Here is a 14,821-nt window from a genome sequence, read left to right as displayed (position 1 = left end):
TGTATAACGATAAAGATGCTTTGCATTCGCAGTGCCTTCCTCTGCATTACACCACGCTTCTTACACACACCGCCACTACCCGCGGATGAGCTCCGCCAGCGCAGCGTTCGCATCAACCCGATGGCATAATAATGGTGCCCCAAGCCATATCGATCACTTATAAAAGTTGATGTTATGGACACACAAAACCTTGGAGCAACTACTACTGCTGAGAACCCCGTCACTCAATATCCGCAGCCTCCTTACCCGGAGCAGTCGCAGGAGATGCCGGGAACGGAACAAGCCATGAATCCTAAACCCGATCATGGAGAAACCACCTACAAAGGCACCGGCAAACTCGAAGGCTGCACGGCGATCATCACCGGTGGCGACTCCGGTATTGGTAAAGCAGTGGCGATCGCCTTTGCGCGGGAAGGCGCGAATGTGATCATCTCTTATCTGAATGAACATGAAGATGCAAAGGAAGCAGCAAAGTATGTGGAAGAGGCGGGCAGAAAAGCCATCTTGTTACCCGGCGACATCTGCGACGAAAAGCATTGTCAGCAAATTATAGAAAAAGCGGTGCAGGAATTTGGGCGGATAGATATACTCGTTAACAACGCGGCCTACCAGATGGACCATAGTTCGTTACAGGAAGTGACCAGCGAAGAATGGGATTACACGTTTAAAACAAACATCTATGCGATGTTTTACCTCTGTAAAGCTGCCGAGCCGCATCTGAAGCCGGGCAGCTCAGTGATCAATACCACTTCGGTAAACGCCTACACGCCGAAACCGACACTGGCGCCTTACACCGCAACAAAAGCCGCGATACAAAACTTTACTTCCACGCTCGCCCAGCTGTGGGGCGAGAAAGGCATCCGTGTAAACTGCGTGGCGCCCGGCCCCATCTGGACGCCCCTCATTCCCGGTAGTTTTACGCCTGATAAAACCGCCGAATTCGGATCGCAGACGCCGATGAAGCGCGCAGGCCAGCCGGCAGAGCTGGCACCTATATATGTGCTGCTTGCGTCGAAGGAATCAAGTTATATGTCTGGTGCTACCGTTGCCGTAACGGGTGGTATGCCTACTATATAAGCTTAAACAGCATACAGCGCGCCGCGCCGGCCGTGGCGCGCTGTTTTTTATGCCGATATGTTATATCTTTCGGTAGCATGCACTACCAGGAATACAATACCCACCCAGATCTGGCATCCATCGTTAAATGTTACTGGACGCTCGAAGTACCAGCGCAGCCGGATGCTGGCAGGCAACTCGTGCTGCCCGATGGCTGCATCGAAATGTTTTTCATCCTGGGTGATGATATTAAAAGGTTCACAAACGGGGACGATTATCTCCTGCAACCAAGGCAAATGGTACTGGGGCAGATCACACAACCTTTTTACATCGCACCTACGGGCGCGGTCCACACTTTCGCTATCCGCTTTTATCCCTACGGTTTTGCCAACTTTATAAAAAAACCAATCAGTGAACTGGCAAATACAGAAACGCCATTGCAGGACGTGTTTGGGGAAGCAGCTGCAAACACTATCACTCAGGCAATCAGCCAGGCAACAGATACACAGGCGCGCATTACCGCCATCGAAACCTTTCTGCTAGCCTTGTTACAGCAGCAAACAACCGTAGACAAGATCGTCGCCAGTACGGTGGAAAAAATCATACAATCAGGCGGTAGCACCCCGATACGCGAATTGATGAACGACGACAAAGCGAAACGCCGGCAGCTCGAACGGCATTTCAGGAAACACATCGGCATCAGCCCAAAACAACTGTGTAAAGTGATACGGCTGCAAGCCACGCTGCAAATGCTGCTAGACCAACGGACGGCCTCTTTCACGTCGGTCGCTTACGAAAATGAGTATTTCGACCAGGCGCATTTTATTAAAGACTTTAAAGAATTTACCGGCGTAACACCCGGCGAGTTCCTGACGGCCGACGAAATGGCCCTATCTTCCCTACTCTACCATAAAAAGTAACTGTCGCATTTTTACAATGAACGGCAGCCCTTTTGCTGTTACTTTGTCTCACACTTAACAGGAAACAATATGCGAAACTTTGTATCGATTATAGAGATACCGGCAGCGGACCTGCAAAGAGCTATCCGTTTTTATAAGACCATCCTGGCGGTCGACATCGAAGAAGCACAGATGGGCGATGTAAAGATGGGCGTATTCCCGGCTTCGGAAGGAACGGTTAATGTGGTGCTGGCACAGGGGCCAGACTATGAACCGACTACGTCAGGCAGCGTGCTTTACCTGGATGCGGGCGATGACCTGCAGACCATTCTTGATAAGATCGAACCGTCGGGCGGACAGCTGCTCGTTCCTAAAACGCCTATCAGTCCCGAAATGGGCTATTTCGCAATGTTTATCGACAGCGAGGGTAATAAATTAGGTTTACACTCCCAGGGATAATTTTAAGGCTTACCCAAATTTGCAGACAGCAGCACCGAAGGGCGCTGCTGTCTGCATTTTATCAAACCTCAATTTATTTTTATTGTTTATCAATAAATATTTATTACTTTTACAGCGTATTCAAACCCACGTAACATGGAAATAAAGATAACATTCAGGCATATGCTGATCATTTTGTTAGTCCTTTCCTGGATCATATTCATCGGCTTGTCGATCGAAGCAGGTAGCTTCATCACGCATGCCATTTTTTCGCTCGCCAACCCTTCCGTTGTACCGCATCTTTGGCAACAGGAAGACATCTTACCCCTGCTGGAGCACGACCCCGGCAACTATTTCGTGGTGCACCTGATATTGAGCATTGTGGCCTGCTTAAAGGCAACGCTTTTTTATATGATCATTTTCACCCTGCAGCGTAAAGACCTGGATTTAACGCAACCCTTTAGTGAACGCCTCAGGCGGTTTATACTGTCGTTATCCTACATCACGGTTGCCATCGCCGCATTTTCTCACTATGGCGCGAAGTATACCGGCTGGCTGATCACGAAAGGCATCGCCCTGCCACACCTGCAATATGCAAGGTTCAGCGGTGCAGACATCTGGTTGTTCATGGCCGTGGTGCTATTTATCATCGCACAGATATTTAAGAGAGGGATTGAAATTCAAACTGAAAACGAATTAACTATATAGCACAATGCCGATTATTGTAAACCTCGACGTGATGATGGCCAAACGAAAGATGTCGCTGAATGAGCTGTCCGACAAAGTCGGGCTCACCTTGTCCAACCTTTCCATCCTTAAAACAGGAAAAGCGAAGGCGATCCGATTCAGTACGCTGGAAGCCATCTGTAAAGTGCTGGAGTGCCAGCCGGCCGATATTTTAGAATACAAAGACGAATAAAAGAAGAGGGACGCCCGGTCCCTCTTGCTATTTTCCCCCGCCCCATTTCAAAAATTTATGTACTTTACCCGCAGATAAGCAACCAGTAACCCGGCTTTCCCCGGCTCGAAAAATTTCACGTAATCATCGCAACTTAAAAGGCCCGACGGTTTGTCAAACAACACACGTCATACAATTGAAGAGCTGACCATCAATCTTCAGCAGATCGCGAACGGCGACGAGCAGGCTTTTCGCCGGTTGTTCCTGTTTTACAGTCCGCGCCTTAACCAGTTTGCCTTTTCCATCGTAAAAACAAAAGAAGCCAGTGCCGAAATCGTGGATGATGTATTTATCCGCCTTTGGAAGCAACGTGAAAAGGCCGCCGCTATCGGCAATATTCGTGTATACCTTTACGTAGCAGTCAAAAATGGCTCGCTCAACTACCTGTCGGCCAAAGCGCAACGCCAGTTTACCGAGCCTTTCGGTCACTTTGACGTAGAGCTGTCTACTGACCAGTCGCCAGACCAGCAGATGATCAGCGCCGAATTACAGGCAAAGATTACCGCTGCGGTGGAATCCCTCCCACCCCGTTGTAAAATGATCTTTAAGCTGGTACGGGAAGATGGACTGCGTTACAAAGACGTGGCCGAGATACTCAATCTCACCGTCAATACGGTAGATGCCCAGATGGTGATCGCCGTCAAACGCATCTCTGAGAAGGTGCAATCACACTTCTCCGCCTTCCCCCGGAGAGAGGTGAAAAAATAAATTTTCATTTCCTTTAAGGTCATCCTTTCATTTCCCTGTCTTTATCAGTAACCAAGGTTCAATGGATAAAGAAAGGATTTCCCGATTAATCGCCAGAAAGCTGTCCGGGGAGGCATCTCCCACGGAAATACAGGAGCTGGACGCCCATTTGCGGGCGCACCCGGAGGATGCGTATTTCCTCTCCATCCTGGACGACTACTGGACTATGCGCACACCGCCGCCTGCTGCGGACGATGCAGAAGCCCGTTTTTCGCATCTGCTGGAAATGGCCGGTGCCGATGAGGAAGCACCACAACCCCGCGTAAGGTATCTGCGGCGGGCGATCGCTATTGCGGCCGCCGTAACCGGACTGCTCGCCGGTGGCTGGCTCTACACACGTTATTCCTCCCAGCCACCCGATACTGCCAGTGCCGCGCTGATCGAAACCGTGGCTAAACCGGGCGCCAAGTCAAGGCTGTTACTGCCCGATGGCACCGTTATATGGCTCAACTCGGGCAGCAGGATCAGTTACCCTTCCAGCTTCTCGGATACGAGCCGCGAAGTGGAAATAGAAGGCGAGGCTTACTTCGAAGTGACCAAAGACCCGAAACGCCCGTTCATTGTGCGCACCCGCGATATGCAACTGCAGGTACTGGGCACCGCTTTCAATGTAAAATGTTACCCGGGCGATCATAAAACAGAAGCAACACTCATCAGCGGCATGGTACAGGTGTCGCGGGCGGGCAGCCAGGAAGCCCCGGTATTGCTGCATCCGCACGAAAAAGTGATCATCAGCAGTAACGAGGATGTAACCGAAAGCAAACAGGAGACGCAACGTTTGATCGTGCAGCACCTGAAGAAAAGTATTGCAGATACCTCGCTGGTTGAAACGGCCTGGGTGTACAATAAACTGGTGTTCGATGGAGAAGATTTCGGGGAGATTACCGCGGAGATGGAACGCTGGTACAATGTAACAATTACGATCCATGACCCGTCTGTGGCCAGATACCGCTTTCACGCGAAGTTTGAAAATGAAACGATTACAGAAGTATTATCAGCTATGCAGCTCTCGTCACCATTCACTTTTAAAATCAATCACAATGAAGTAAATATCTACAAGTAGCAACCAAAAAGAATCGGGAAATGCGGCAAACATTTCCCGGAAAGTCTAATGTTCAGAAACCTCCCGATCGGCAAAATCATGGGTTTCTATCTTCTTAAACCGTAAATCCAAAGTTATGAAAAAAAACGCACCTCCCGCCCGGGGAGTGATGACGCTACGTCTGCTTAAATTCCTTCTTTGTATGAAGCTTTCCGTGTTAATTATCCTTTTTACCTTTACCCAGGTGAGCGCCGCGAAGGTGTTAGGCCAAACCATTACCGCCAGCTTCGAAAAGGCGGAAATGCGTGCGGTGTTAAACACGATCGAAAAAAAGGCGAAAGTGAGGTTCATCTACAACTACGACCTCAGCCTGCTCACCCGGAAAGTGAACTTTACGGTAACCAACGCGAGCCTGGCAGATGCGCTCGACAAATTGTTTGAAAACTCCGGCCTGCGCTACCGCGACATGGGCAATAACATGATCGTTATTTCCGCCGGCGCCGAAGAACCACTCCAGGCGCAGGTACCGGTGAGCGGACAGGTATCCGACGATAAGGGCCAACCCCTCCCGGGCGTAACCGTAAATGTAAAGGGCACTTCCATTGGTACCGTTACCGATGGCCAAGGCCGTTATACCCTCAATGCCCGATCCACCCAGGATACGCTGACGTTTACGTTCATAGGCTTCACTTCGCAAACGCTGTCACTGGCGGGCCGGTCTACGCTGAACATTACACTGGTCGCATCTTCCAGCAACCTGAATGAAATGGTGGTGGTAGGTTATGGTACGCAAAAGAAACAAAACGTAACCGGCGCCATCGCCTCTGTATCCATGCAGGAAATCCGCGACATGCCGGTATCCAACGTGGCAACGGCCCTGCAAGGTAAAATTGCGGGAGTGGTGGTGCAGCAGAACTCAGGCAGCCCGGGTAGAACGCCAGCTATTAAGGTGCGTGGCTTCGGCTCTATCTCCGCCGGCACCAGTCCGCTGATCGTAGTGGATGGCAACATCGTATCCTCAGCTACCTTCGGCTTGTTCGATGCAGAAGAAATTGATAAAATAGATGTGTTGAAAGACGCCTCTTCCGCAGCGATCTATGGCTCGCGCGGTGCCAACGGCGTTGTGCTGGTGACCACCAAAAAAGGCGTTGCCGGTAAAGCACGTATGAACCTGAATGTATACACCGGTTTTCAACAAGTTACAGAAAAGCTGGAGGTACTGAACTCGCAGGAGTTTGCCGAGTTTGCGAAAGAAGCTGCGAACAATGCTTACCTCGATAACGTGGCAGGCGCGCAGATTACAGACCCGAACAGCGCAAGACCATCTAACTACCTGCGCTACCGCTACCCGCGTGGCGAGGTATTCGACTGGCTTAACTACGATGATCCGGCTAAAGTGGCCGCATTACCCGATCACCGTTACCAGGACCTGATCTTCCGCACTGCCCCCATCAGCAACTACCAGTTTTCAGCCATGGGAGGATCTGAAAAGGTGCAGTACGCCGTGAGTGCAGGTTACTTGTCACAGGATGGCATTATTAAAAAATCGGCCATGGACCGCTATACGCTTCGCGCGAACATCGATATACGGCCGACTAACAAACTGTCTTTAGGGGTAAACATCAACCCTTCTTATAAAATTACAGACGAAGTGCGTTCTGACGGTCACTGGGCCGATGGCAGCATTATCAACGCTGCCCTCACCGCCATGCCTATGGCGCCGATCTATAACGAAGCCGGCGGCTATTCTTCGCAAACCGCGCTGGCGGCACCGTACAATTATCCTGGCATCACGAACCCGGTGGCGAATATTACAGAATATAACAGCAAGTTCCACCAGATTAACCTGTTATCGAACGCCTGGGCGGAGTATAGCTTTCTGCCTAACCTGAAGTACCGCCTGTCCGGTAACGCTAACCTGTACGCCAATCGCAGGAATTCGTACGTAACGTCTAAAATGCCGTTGAACCAACAGCTGCCGCCCACCGCCGCAGTGGGCTCATCGTTCTCCGAACAGGGACTGAGCTGGCTGGTAAACCAGGTCCTGAGCTACAACACTTCTTTCCGCGACGTACACAACCTGGAAGTGCTGATCGGTACCGAATCCAACAAACTGCAATATCAAAGTGCCAACGGCAACGGCGGCATCTTTGCTAACGACATCGTACAAACGCTGAATGCCGCGGGGCAACCTACTTCTGTAAGTTCACAGATCACAGAAAACGCTACGGTATCTTACTTTGCAAGGATCGACTACAACTATAAAGCGAAGTATCTCCTTAAATTATCTATACGCCGCGATGGCTCTTCGATTTTTGGTCCGGATGAAAGGTTTGGTACTTTCCCTGCAGCGTCCGTTGGCTGGAGGGCCACTGAAGAAGCGTTCATGAAAGACATTCCTGTTCTGTCGGAATTGAAGCTGCGCGCGAGTTATGGTCTTTCGGGCAATAACGCATTCAGCAACTACTATCCGTATGTAGGTAGCCTCGGTACTACGAACTATGCGTTCAACGATAACCTGGTGACCGGCCTGTCGATCAACTCGCTCGGCAACTCGGGCCTTAAGTGGGAACGTAACCAGCAGCTGGACCTGGGTATCGATCTCGGGTTGTGGCAAAACAGGATTACGCTAACTGTCGATTACTATGATCGTATTACCAAAGACCTGCTGCTGTCGGTGAATGTGCCATCCCTTACCGGCTTTGGATCTGCCTTTAAGAACATTGGCCGCATGAACAACAGGGGTTTTGAATTTGGCGTGAACAGCTACAACTTTACCGGCGACTTTACCTGGAACACCAGTGCCAACCTGTCGTTTAACCGCAATAAAGTACTGGCCCTCGGCCCCACCGGCGACCCGATCCTGAACGGCAGTGGTGTAGGTGAAACCAACATTACTATGATTGGTCACCCGATCGGTAGTTTTTATGGTTACCAGCAAATAGGCATTTTCAAAGATGCAGCCGATCTGCATACGAGTCCACACGACAACACCACCCGCCCTGGCGACGTGAAATACAAAGACGTAACCGGCGATGGCATACTCGATGCGAAAGACAGGACTATTATCGGCAACAACCAGCCCGATTTCATCTATGGATTAAACAACTCGTTCTCCTACAAAGGCATCGACCTGGCGATCTCTATACAGGGCACGCAGGGCGGACAGATACTGAACCTGAGCCGTCGTTTCTTCGACAACCTCGAGGGCGGTGGTAACAACCTGGCGATTGTAAAAGACCGCTGGCGTTCGCCTGAAAATCCGGGTAACGGTAAAGTGCCGCGCGCCAATGCACGCACGACTGGTAATAACAACGCAGTTTCCTCCCGTTGGGTAGAAGATGGCTCCTACCTGCGCATCCAGAACATCAGCCTGGGCTACAAACTGCCAGGAGCCGTAGTGAACCGCCTGAAACTGCAGTCTGTGAGGATTTACGCCTCCGCGCAAAACCTGCACACCTGGAGCAAATACCTCAACTTCAACCCCGAGGTGAGTAACTATGAAGGACCGCTGACAGGTGGCGTTGACTATGGCAGCTACCCGCTGGCCAAAACAGTAACATTCGGTATTAACGTTGGTTTCTAAAATTGATGCACATGAAATTCAATCATCTCACGATATACAAGGCAGCGTTCATCATGATGGCGCTATCGTCCTGCGGCAAAGGGTTTGTAGACCTAAAGCCCATTTCTTCCATTACCACCGGTAACTTTTACCAGACGGAAGAAGATTTTAAGAATGCGATCAACGGCGCTTACGCAGCATTACGCAGTGGCGGCAATTATGGCGGCGACAGTTATGTATTTGGCGAAGTACGGTCGGATAATTCCATCCCCGTGTCATCCGGTTCCGTGACCGACCAGGATGAATTTGACAGGTTCTACATCCGCACCACTAATCCGTACATCAATGCCCGCTGGAGCAACAGCTACTCGGCCATTGCCCGCTGCAACGCCATCCTCGACCGGATCGGCGGCATCACTATGAACGCGACTTTGAAAGACAGGTATACTGCGGAGGCCAAATTCCTGCGCGCGTTGTACTACTTTAATCTTGTACGCACCTTCGGTGATGTGCCACTGGTGTTAAAAGAAATCACCAACCCGGACGAAGGCTATGAATACGGCAGGGCGCCTAAGGCCGATGTATATGCCCAGATTGAGAAAGACCTGACCGAAGCTGCAGACGAATTACCTGTTAATTACACTGCCACTGCGGATATCGGCCGCGCGACAGAAGGTGCAGCAAGAGCGATATTAGGGCGCGTGTTACTCACTCAGAAGAAATTTGCACCAGCAGCCGTGCAACTGAAAGCAGTGATCGACCTGAATAAGTACGACCTCGTACCGGTGTATGCCGATTTCTTCAAAGTGAAAAATAAAAACAATGTAGAAGCTATCTTTGACGTGCAGTACAAAAGCGGCGGGGTTGGGCAAGGCAACGGATGGCCTAATTCATTCGCGCCACAGAACTCCGGTAACGCGGTAATCATGTTTGGTGGCGGCGGTAATAATACGCCCAGCGACGACCTGGTGAATGCCTACGAACCTGGCGATCTGCGCAAAGCAGCCACAGTGGCCACCTCTTATGTAAATGCCGGCGGCACCACCATTCCGGGCAACTTTGTAAAAAAGTACCATGACGTGCCTGCACTGGCCAACGACAATGCGAACAACATTCCCATCATTCGTTATGCAGATGTGTTACTGATGTACGCCGAGTGCCTGAACGAAGCCGCTTATGTGCCAGACGGCGACGCATTTGACTACCTGAATGAGATACGTGACCGTGCCGACCTGGGACCGCTTACTTCGGTGGAAGTACCCAGCCAGGAAGCGTTCAGGTTAGCGATGGAAAAAGAAAGACGCGTAGAATTTGCTTTCGAGAACCTCCGCTGGTACGACCTGGTACGCACCGATCGTGCTATCCCGGTAATCAATGGTAAGGCTGCCCAGATCAACCTGGTAAACCCGGTAACGCCGCAGAACCTGGTGTTCCCGATACCGCAAAGTCAGGTGGATATTAACAGGACGAAGATCACTCCGAACGAGGGGTCAAACTAAATAAACAGGAAGCCTGCCACGAAAAGGCAGGCTTCCTTTCAACCCAACTTTATGAAGCTCATAGCACGGATCAGTTATTGCCTGGTTTTATTACTCTCGACGAACGTTCAGGCCCAGCGCAAACACTTCGACACCACCAAACTCGATGGCAGCCACGACCTGCGCCTGCAAGCCTGGGGGCCGTACTCCAAAAAGTACGCGGGCATTTCACACATCGCCGATATGCAAAGTGGCATGCGGTTCGACTTCTCCGTGCTGCCGGGCTATTACCGTAACAAGTTACTGGTACCAAACGTTCGCTTCGAATCGTCTTACTTCCCCTGGAAGGTAACGAACGACCTGCGCACGATTACCTATCGTTATGAGCTGGAGTGGAAAGACCAGGTGTATACAGACGTGACTTATACCGTGCTGGATACAGCATCAGTGTTAGTAAAGATGCATTGCGTAAACAATACCACACTGCCGCAGAATCTTTCGCTGAATTTAATTGCGTCGATAGAATACCCTGAGCACTACGGGGAGAAACAGTTGCGGATGGATGCGGGCACGACCTGGCGGAATGCGGTGGATTACGAACAGCTGTCTTACGCGGTAAAGCGCCCCGACAACGACCTGGTATATGATGGATGGATGCGCGGTGAAGTACGCAACGCCAGCCTGGTGAACGGCCGTGGCATTGGCCGTGAGTTTGGCCGTCGCGCAGGTGATCAGCTGACGTATAAGTTAGGACCACAGCGAGGCACGCTGCGCTTTTTATACATGATGAAAAGCGGAACACCATCTGCCGTGCAGTTATCTGGTATGGTGAATAAAAAAGTTATTTTTCATCAGGCAGATACGTTGACAGTGCTGGAAGTACCCATTGAAAACAATAGTAACACCTTAACCCTTACGACACTGGGTGGCGGTGATATCCTGTTAAACGGGCTTACCATCTCCCCTACTACTGCTGCACCCTTATCCGTTGTAAATGTGCCAATGCAGAAAACACCTGCTACCGAAGAAAATCTGGCAGCACGCACCCTGCTGTTGAAGTACCCCGACGTGCCCTTGCAATACGGCATCACCTGGGATAAAGAACCCTTTAAAATACGCAGCCTGAAGAACGATGAACTCGACATCTTCTTCCGGAATGAAACGCATAATCACGTGGCGAAGACCATCAATGGCAATATGCGGGGCGATTATGCGAACGTGTTTATCCGCCCGCTGGAACTGGCGCCCAACTCATCGCAAACCTATACGGCGGTATTGAGTTACGGGGCGCGGGAAAAAGTACTGGCAGCGCTAAAAGCTGCACCTACTGTACACGAAACGCAGTCACAGCAAGATGATATACTATCAGGCGGGCAACCTTACCTGTTCAGCCAGCAGCTGTTAAAAAGTACCCTGCTCTCGAACGTGGTGTATCCTGTGTACACGCAAAACCAATACATCCGCCACTTTACACCTGGCAAATGGTGGAACAGCCTGTACACCTGGGACCTTGGCTTCATTGCACTGGGATTGACGAAAGTGAGTCCGGACCTGGCCGCTGATGCGATCAATGCTTACCTGACACCGGCCGGTAGTCAATCCGCTTTTGTGCATCATGGCTCTCCCGTTCCGGTACAGGCGTATGCCTTCCTGGAACTGTGGAACCAAACGCAGTCCAAAGCATTGCTGGCTTATTTTTACCCGAGGCTGAAGCAATACTACAGCTTCCTCGTGGGTCGATATGGCAGTTCTGCCACCAACACCTTATCATCCGCCCTATTAAAAACCTGGGATTACTTTTACAACTCCGGTGGATGGGATGACTATCCGCCACAGTCCGGCGTGCACGAGCAGCGTTTGGAAAGTACGGTAACACCCGTAATCACCACGGCGCATGCGATCCGCTTCGCGAAGATATTACGTATGGCGGCGCAGGCCCTCAGCAAATCCGCCGATATTAAAACATACGACAACGACATTAAACATTTTAGCGTAGCACTGCAACAACACGCCTGGGACGCCGAAAGTGGTTACTTCTCCTACGTTGTACACGACGAGGCCGGCCAACCGAAAGGCCATTTCAAACACTCTAAATCCGGCGCTAATTTCAATATGGGGCTGGATGGTGCCTACCCACTGGTATCCGGCATCTGTACACCGGCACAACAGCAAATACTGGTAAACAAGATATTTTCTCCAGAACATATGTGGAGCCCGTCCGGCATAGGTGTGGTGGACCAATCCGCCCCCTACTACCGCACCGACGGTTACTGGAACGGCTCTGTGTGGATGCCGCATCAGTGGTTCGTATGGAAAACCATGCTGGACCTGGACAGTACGGCACTTGCGCATCAGCTGGCATCGAAAGCACTGGATGTTTACAAAAGGGAAACCGATGCATCGTATTACACCTTCGAACACTTTCTGTCGGCGTCCGGCAGAGGTGCCGGCTGGCACCAGTTCTCGGGTTTATCAACCCCTGTTTTAGCCTGGTTTGCGGCGTATTACCGGGTTGGCACCGTAACACCGGGCTTCGAAACGTGGATCAATCAGCAATCATTTAACGCAGATCATAGTGCATATAAAGCAAGCCTTTCGTTCGACAAGGCAACGCCTGCACATCAACGCGCCATATTGCTGGTGATGAACCCTGCGTTCACCTACAAAGCCACGTTTAAAGGCAAACCGATCAAGGTAAAACAAATGGAAAAAGGGATGCTGCAGGTAACGCTGCCTGCCACCAATGACGACGGTAGCCTGGCAATTCAAACTAAACAATAAACGAAGGGGCTGTCTCAAAAGTAGTTTGATGGTCATCAGGATCGCGTAAACGAAAAATGCTCCATCAGGTACCCGAATGAAAACGGGTATAAATTACTTTTGAGACAGCCCCTTTCTGATTTACTTTATCCGCGTATACACCACCTCTGTGGCTTTCGCTTCCTCGCCTTCCGGCGTGATATTGTAAGCCGTCATCACCAGCTCGTCATCATTCACTAACAGTACTTCTGTGCGCCAGCCCCAGGGCACCGGGATGTCGGGACCGCCGTAGCTGCCCAGTACGGACAGCTGATCGTCTCCCGGCTGCGATTCAGAGAACAGGATGCCTGTCCCCATATGGAAGCTATCGATCCAGGCTACCTGGTAGCTGTTCTTTTCGAAAGTATAACCGATAATGGCAAGGCCTTCGAGCGGTTTGCCCATCATTGTTCCCTGGTATTGATACAAGAGGAAACGGCCGCCTAATGCGGGCGCGATAGATGCCGTAACAGGCGACTCATCTGCCAGTTTATCGGGTTCGAACCAGGTTTTGGCGATGCCCTTCCAATTACCCGTCATTTTTGCCAACTCCCGGTGCCGGCCATTTTCGAGGGAGATATCAAACTTGCTCTTTTTAGGCGCTTCCATGGAAAGTATTTTCGATAAGTTACAGCAAATCCCCTGGTTATAAAAGCCCTTATCAACAGCCCCAACTGTTTCCTTTCTTGCGCGTTCGCTTTAATCTGCAATCCGCACCAGCAAAGCCCCCGCCATAGCGGAATAATAGTTGATATACTCAGTTATGGCAAAAAGAAACATTATCGTAATCGGGACTTCCGCCGGCGGTTTCGAAGCACTGAAGCGGCTGGTAAATGGCCTCCCGGCCGAACTGGACGCCGCCGTGCTTATCGTATGGCATATGTCGCCGGATATCCGGGGCATTTTGCCCGAAGCGCTCAACAAACAGCGCGCTGTATGCGGCCCACGCTGTAGATGGCGAAACCTTTGTTCCGGGGCGGATTTACATCGCGCCCCCCGACCATCACCTGCTGATCGACGGACATCATTTGCGCGTAACAAAAGGCCCGAAGGAGCATCGTTTCCGGCCAGCGGTGGATCCATTATTTCGCTCTGCCGCCTACAGCCACGGCCCCGCCGTGATCGGTATCGTGCTTACCGGCGCGCTGGACGATCGTACGGCTGGCCTGTGGACCATTAAGGAACGCGGGGGAATGGCCATTGTACAGTCACCGGAAGATGCAGAAGTGCCCTCGATCGGATTGTATATTACAGCTGGCATCGTGCGTCGGCATGGTGGCAAAATCGATGTGGAAAGTGAAGAGGGCAAAGGCACTGCGTTTTATGTGACGATCCCCTATCGCGAAGAACCATCAGTATCAATCTAAAAACCGTTTCAATGTGGCATACAGTGCCGGCAGTGGAAAAGGCTTATCCAGCACGGCATCCGCATGGCATTCGTAAATAGATTCCGGCGTGTAATTTTGTGCGGTGAACAGCACAACGGGAAGATCAGTTGCCGCATCTTCTTTGATCCGCTTACACAGATCGCGACCGTCATAAGTACCAAGGGCAATGTCCATCAACAATATGTCCGGCTTATACGTTGCGAGGTAATCATTCAGCTTGCGCGGTTCGCACAGGGTCACGACTTCCATCTGTTTTCTGCCAAGTACAGCAGACATAGCATCGAGAATATCGCGATTGTCATCGAGGATTAAAATTTTTTGCATACCGTTAGGGGGTTTTCTGGTTAAATGGCCCATCAATTTTTATGATGGCCGACAGTGCAGTAGTAAGGCATTCACATTTCCGTCATGTCTCCGTCCGTTCGTCTCTCGTTTCGATTGTTTGCAAATT

The 14,821-nt window shown here is 50.9% G+C and carries 13 protein-coding genes and 1 pseudogene; 12 read left to right on the top strand and 2 right to left on the bottom strand.

The window, feature by feature from the left end:
* Nucleotides 1-174: 174 nt before the first annotated feature.
* From MKQ68_RS04895 to MKQ68_RS04850, 10 genes are all read left to right on the top strand, one after another.
* Nucleotides 175-1,077, top strand: coding sequence for an SDR family oxidoreductase (locus MKQ68_RS04895; protein ID WP_244841289.1), 903 nt, complete (start codon nucleotides 175-177; stop codon nucleotides 1,075-1,077).
* 77 nt (nucleotides 1,078-1,154) lie between these two features.
* Nucleotides 1,155-1,976, top strand: a complete 822-nt coding sequence (locus MKQ68_RS04890) for an AraC family transcriptional regulator (protein ID WP_264282312.1) — start codon at nucleotides 1,155-1,157, stop codon at nucleotides 1,974-1,976.
* Between the two features lie 69 nt (nucleotides 1,977-2,045).
* The gene (locus MKQ68_RS04885; RefSeq protein WP_264282311.1) at nucleotides 2,046-2,414 is read left to right on the top strand and encodes a VOC family protein; all 369 of its coding nucleotides are present in this window, start codon (nucleotides 2,046-2,048) and stop codon (nucleotides 2,412-2,414) included.
* 135 nt (nucleotides 2,415-2,549) lie between these two features.
* Entirely contained in the window at nucleotides 2,550-3,101 is a 552-nt protein-coding gene (locus MKQ68_RS04880) for a DUF2975 domain-containing protein (RefSeq protein ID WP_264282310.1), read from the top strand.
* 4 nt (nucleotides 3,102-3,105) lie between these two features.
* A complete protein-coding gene (locus MKQ68_RS04875) occupies nucleotides 3,106-3,312 on the top strand; it encodes a helix-turn-helix domain-containing protein (protein ID WP_244841295.1) in 207 nt (68 codons plus the stop codon).
* Between the two features lie 150 nt (nucleotides 3,313-3,462).
* Nucleotides 3,463-4,059 carry an RNA polymerase sigma-70 factor gene (locus MKQ68_RS04870; RefSeq protein ID WP_264282309.1) on the top strand — a complete coding sequence of 199 codons (597 nt, stop codon included), beginning with the start codon at nucleotides 3,463-3,465 and terminating at the stop codon, nucleotides 4,057-4,059.
* A gap of 61 nt (nucleotides 4,060-4,120) precedes the next feature.
* Entirely contained in the window at nucleotides 4,121-5,161 is a 1,041-nt protein-coding gene (locus MKQ68_RS04865) for a FecR family protein (protein WP_264282308.1), read from the top strand.
* Between the two features lie 181 nt (nucleotides 5,162-5,342).
* A complete protein-coding gene (locus tag MKQ68_RS04860) occupies nucleotides 5,343-8,726 on the top strand; it encodes a TonB-dependent receptor (RefSeq protein ID WP_264282307.1) in 3,384 nt (1,127 codons plus the stop codon).
* An 11-nt stretch (nucleotides 8,727-8,737) separates the two neighbouring features.
* Nucleotides 8,738-10,204 (top strand): RagB/SusD family nutrient uptake outer membrane protein, encoded by a 1,467-nt coding sequence (locus tag MKQ68_RS04855; protein WP_264282306.1) that lies wholly within the window; start codon nucleotides 8,738-8,740, stop codon nucleotides 10,202-10,204.
* Between the two features lie 51 nt (nucleotides 10,205-10,255).
* Complete coding sequence (locus MKQ68_RS04850; RefSeq protein WP_264282305.1) at nucleotides 10,256-12,964, top strand: MGH1-like glycoside hydrolase domain-containing protein; 2,709 nt, start codon at nucleotides 10,256-10,258, stop codon at nucleotides 12,962-12,964.
* 120 nt (nucleotides 12,965-13,084) lie between these two features.
* Here the strand turns inward: MKQ68_RS04850 and MKQ68_RS04845 are convergent, their stop codons facing one another.
* Entirely contained in the window at nucleotides 13,085-13,591 is a 507-nt protein-coding gene (locus MKQ68_RS04845) for a DUF1579 domain-containing protein (RefSeq protein ID WP_244841301.1), read from the bottom strand.
* Between the two features lie 154 nt (nucleotides 13,592-13,745).
* Between MKQ68_RS04845 and MKQ68_RS25875 the strand changes: the two are divergent.
* Both MKQ68_RS25875 and MKQ68_RS25870 read left to right on the top strand, forming a co-directional pair.
* Nucleotides 13,746-14,157, top strand: a pseudogene (locus MKQ68_RS25875) (chemotaxis protein CheB); the annotation flags it as partial.
* A gap of 18 nt (nucleotides 14,158-14,175) precedes the next feature.
* A complete protein-coding gene (locus MKQ68_RS25870; protein WP_432803739.1) occupies nucleotides 14,176-14,349 on the top strand; it encodes an ATP-binding protein in 174 nt (57 codons plus the stop codon).
* Here the strand turns inward: MKQ68_RS25870 and MKQ68_RS04835 are convergent.
* Nucleotides 14,341-14,694, bottom strand: a complete 354-nt coding sequence (locus MKQ68_RS04835) for a response regulator (protein ID WP_264282303.1) — start codon at nucleotides 14,692-14,694, stop codon at nucleotides 14,341-14,343. The genes MKQ68_RS25870 and MKQ68_RS04835 overlap by 9 nt on opposite strands.
* Nucleotides 14,695-14,821 lie beyond the last annotated feature (127 nt).

Source organism: Chitinophaga horti (assembly GCF_022867795.2).
GTDB lineage: Bacteria > Bacteroidota > Bacteroidia > Chitinophagales > Chitinophagaceae > Chitinophaga > Chitinophaga horti.
Note: the sequence above shows the minus strand (reverse complement) of the source record. Positions and strands in the feature narration are given on the sequence as shown.

Excerpts from the sequence above, each read along its gene's own strand:
- MKQ68_RS04895 (WP_244841289.1), top strand. The coding sequence starts at position 175 with ATGGACACACAAAACCTTGGAGCAACTACTACTGCTGAGAACCCCGTC.
- MKQ68_RS04890 (WP_264282312.1), top strand. The coding sequence starts at position 1,155 with ATGCACTACCAGGAATACAATACCCACCCAGATCTGGCATCCATCGTT.
- MKQ68_RS04885 (WP_264282311.1), top strand. The coding sequence starts at position 2,046 with ATGCGAAACTTTGTATCGATTATAGAGATACCGGCAGCGGACCTGCAA.
- MKQ68_RS04880 (WP_264282310.1), top strand. The coding sequence starts at position 2,550 with ATGGAAATAAAGATAACATTCAGGCATATGCTGATCATTTTGTTAGTC.
- MKQ68_RS04875 (WP_244841295.1), top strand. The coding sequence starts at position 3,106 with ATGCCGATTATTGTAAACCTCGACGTGATGATGGCCAAACGAAAGATG.
- MKQ68_RS04865 (WP_264282308.1), top strand. The coding sequence starts at position 4,121 with ATGGATAAAGAAAGGATTTCCCGATTAATCGCCAGAAAGCTGTCCGGG.
- MKQ68_RS04860 (WP_264282307.1), top strand. The coding sequence starts at position 5,343 with ATGAAGCTTTCCGTGTTAATTATCCTTTTTACCTTTACCCAGGTGAGC.
- MKQ68_RS04855 (WP_264282306.1), top strand. The coding sequence starts at position 8,738 with ATGAAATTCAATCATCTCACGATATACAAGGCAGCGTTCATCATGATG.
- MKQ68_RS04850 (WP_264282305.1), top strand. The coding sequence starts at position 10,256 with ATGAAGCTCATAGCACGGATCAGTTATTGCCTGGTTTTATTACTCTCG.
- MKQ68_RS04845 (WP_244841301.1), bottom strand. The coding sequence starts at position 13,591 with ATGGAAGCGCCTAAAAAGAGCAAGTTTGATATCTCCCTCGAAAATGGC.
- MKQ68_RS25870 (WP_432803739.1), top strand. The coding sequence starts at position 14,176 with ATGGCCATTGTACAGTCACCGGAAGATGCAGAAGTGCCCTCGATCGGA.
- MKQ68_RS04835 (WP_264282303.1), bottom strand. The coding sequence starts at position 14,694 with ATGCAAAAAATTTTAATCCTCGATGACAATCGCGATATTCTCGATGCT.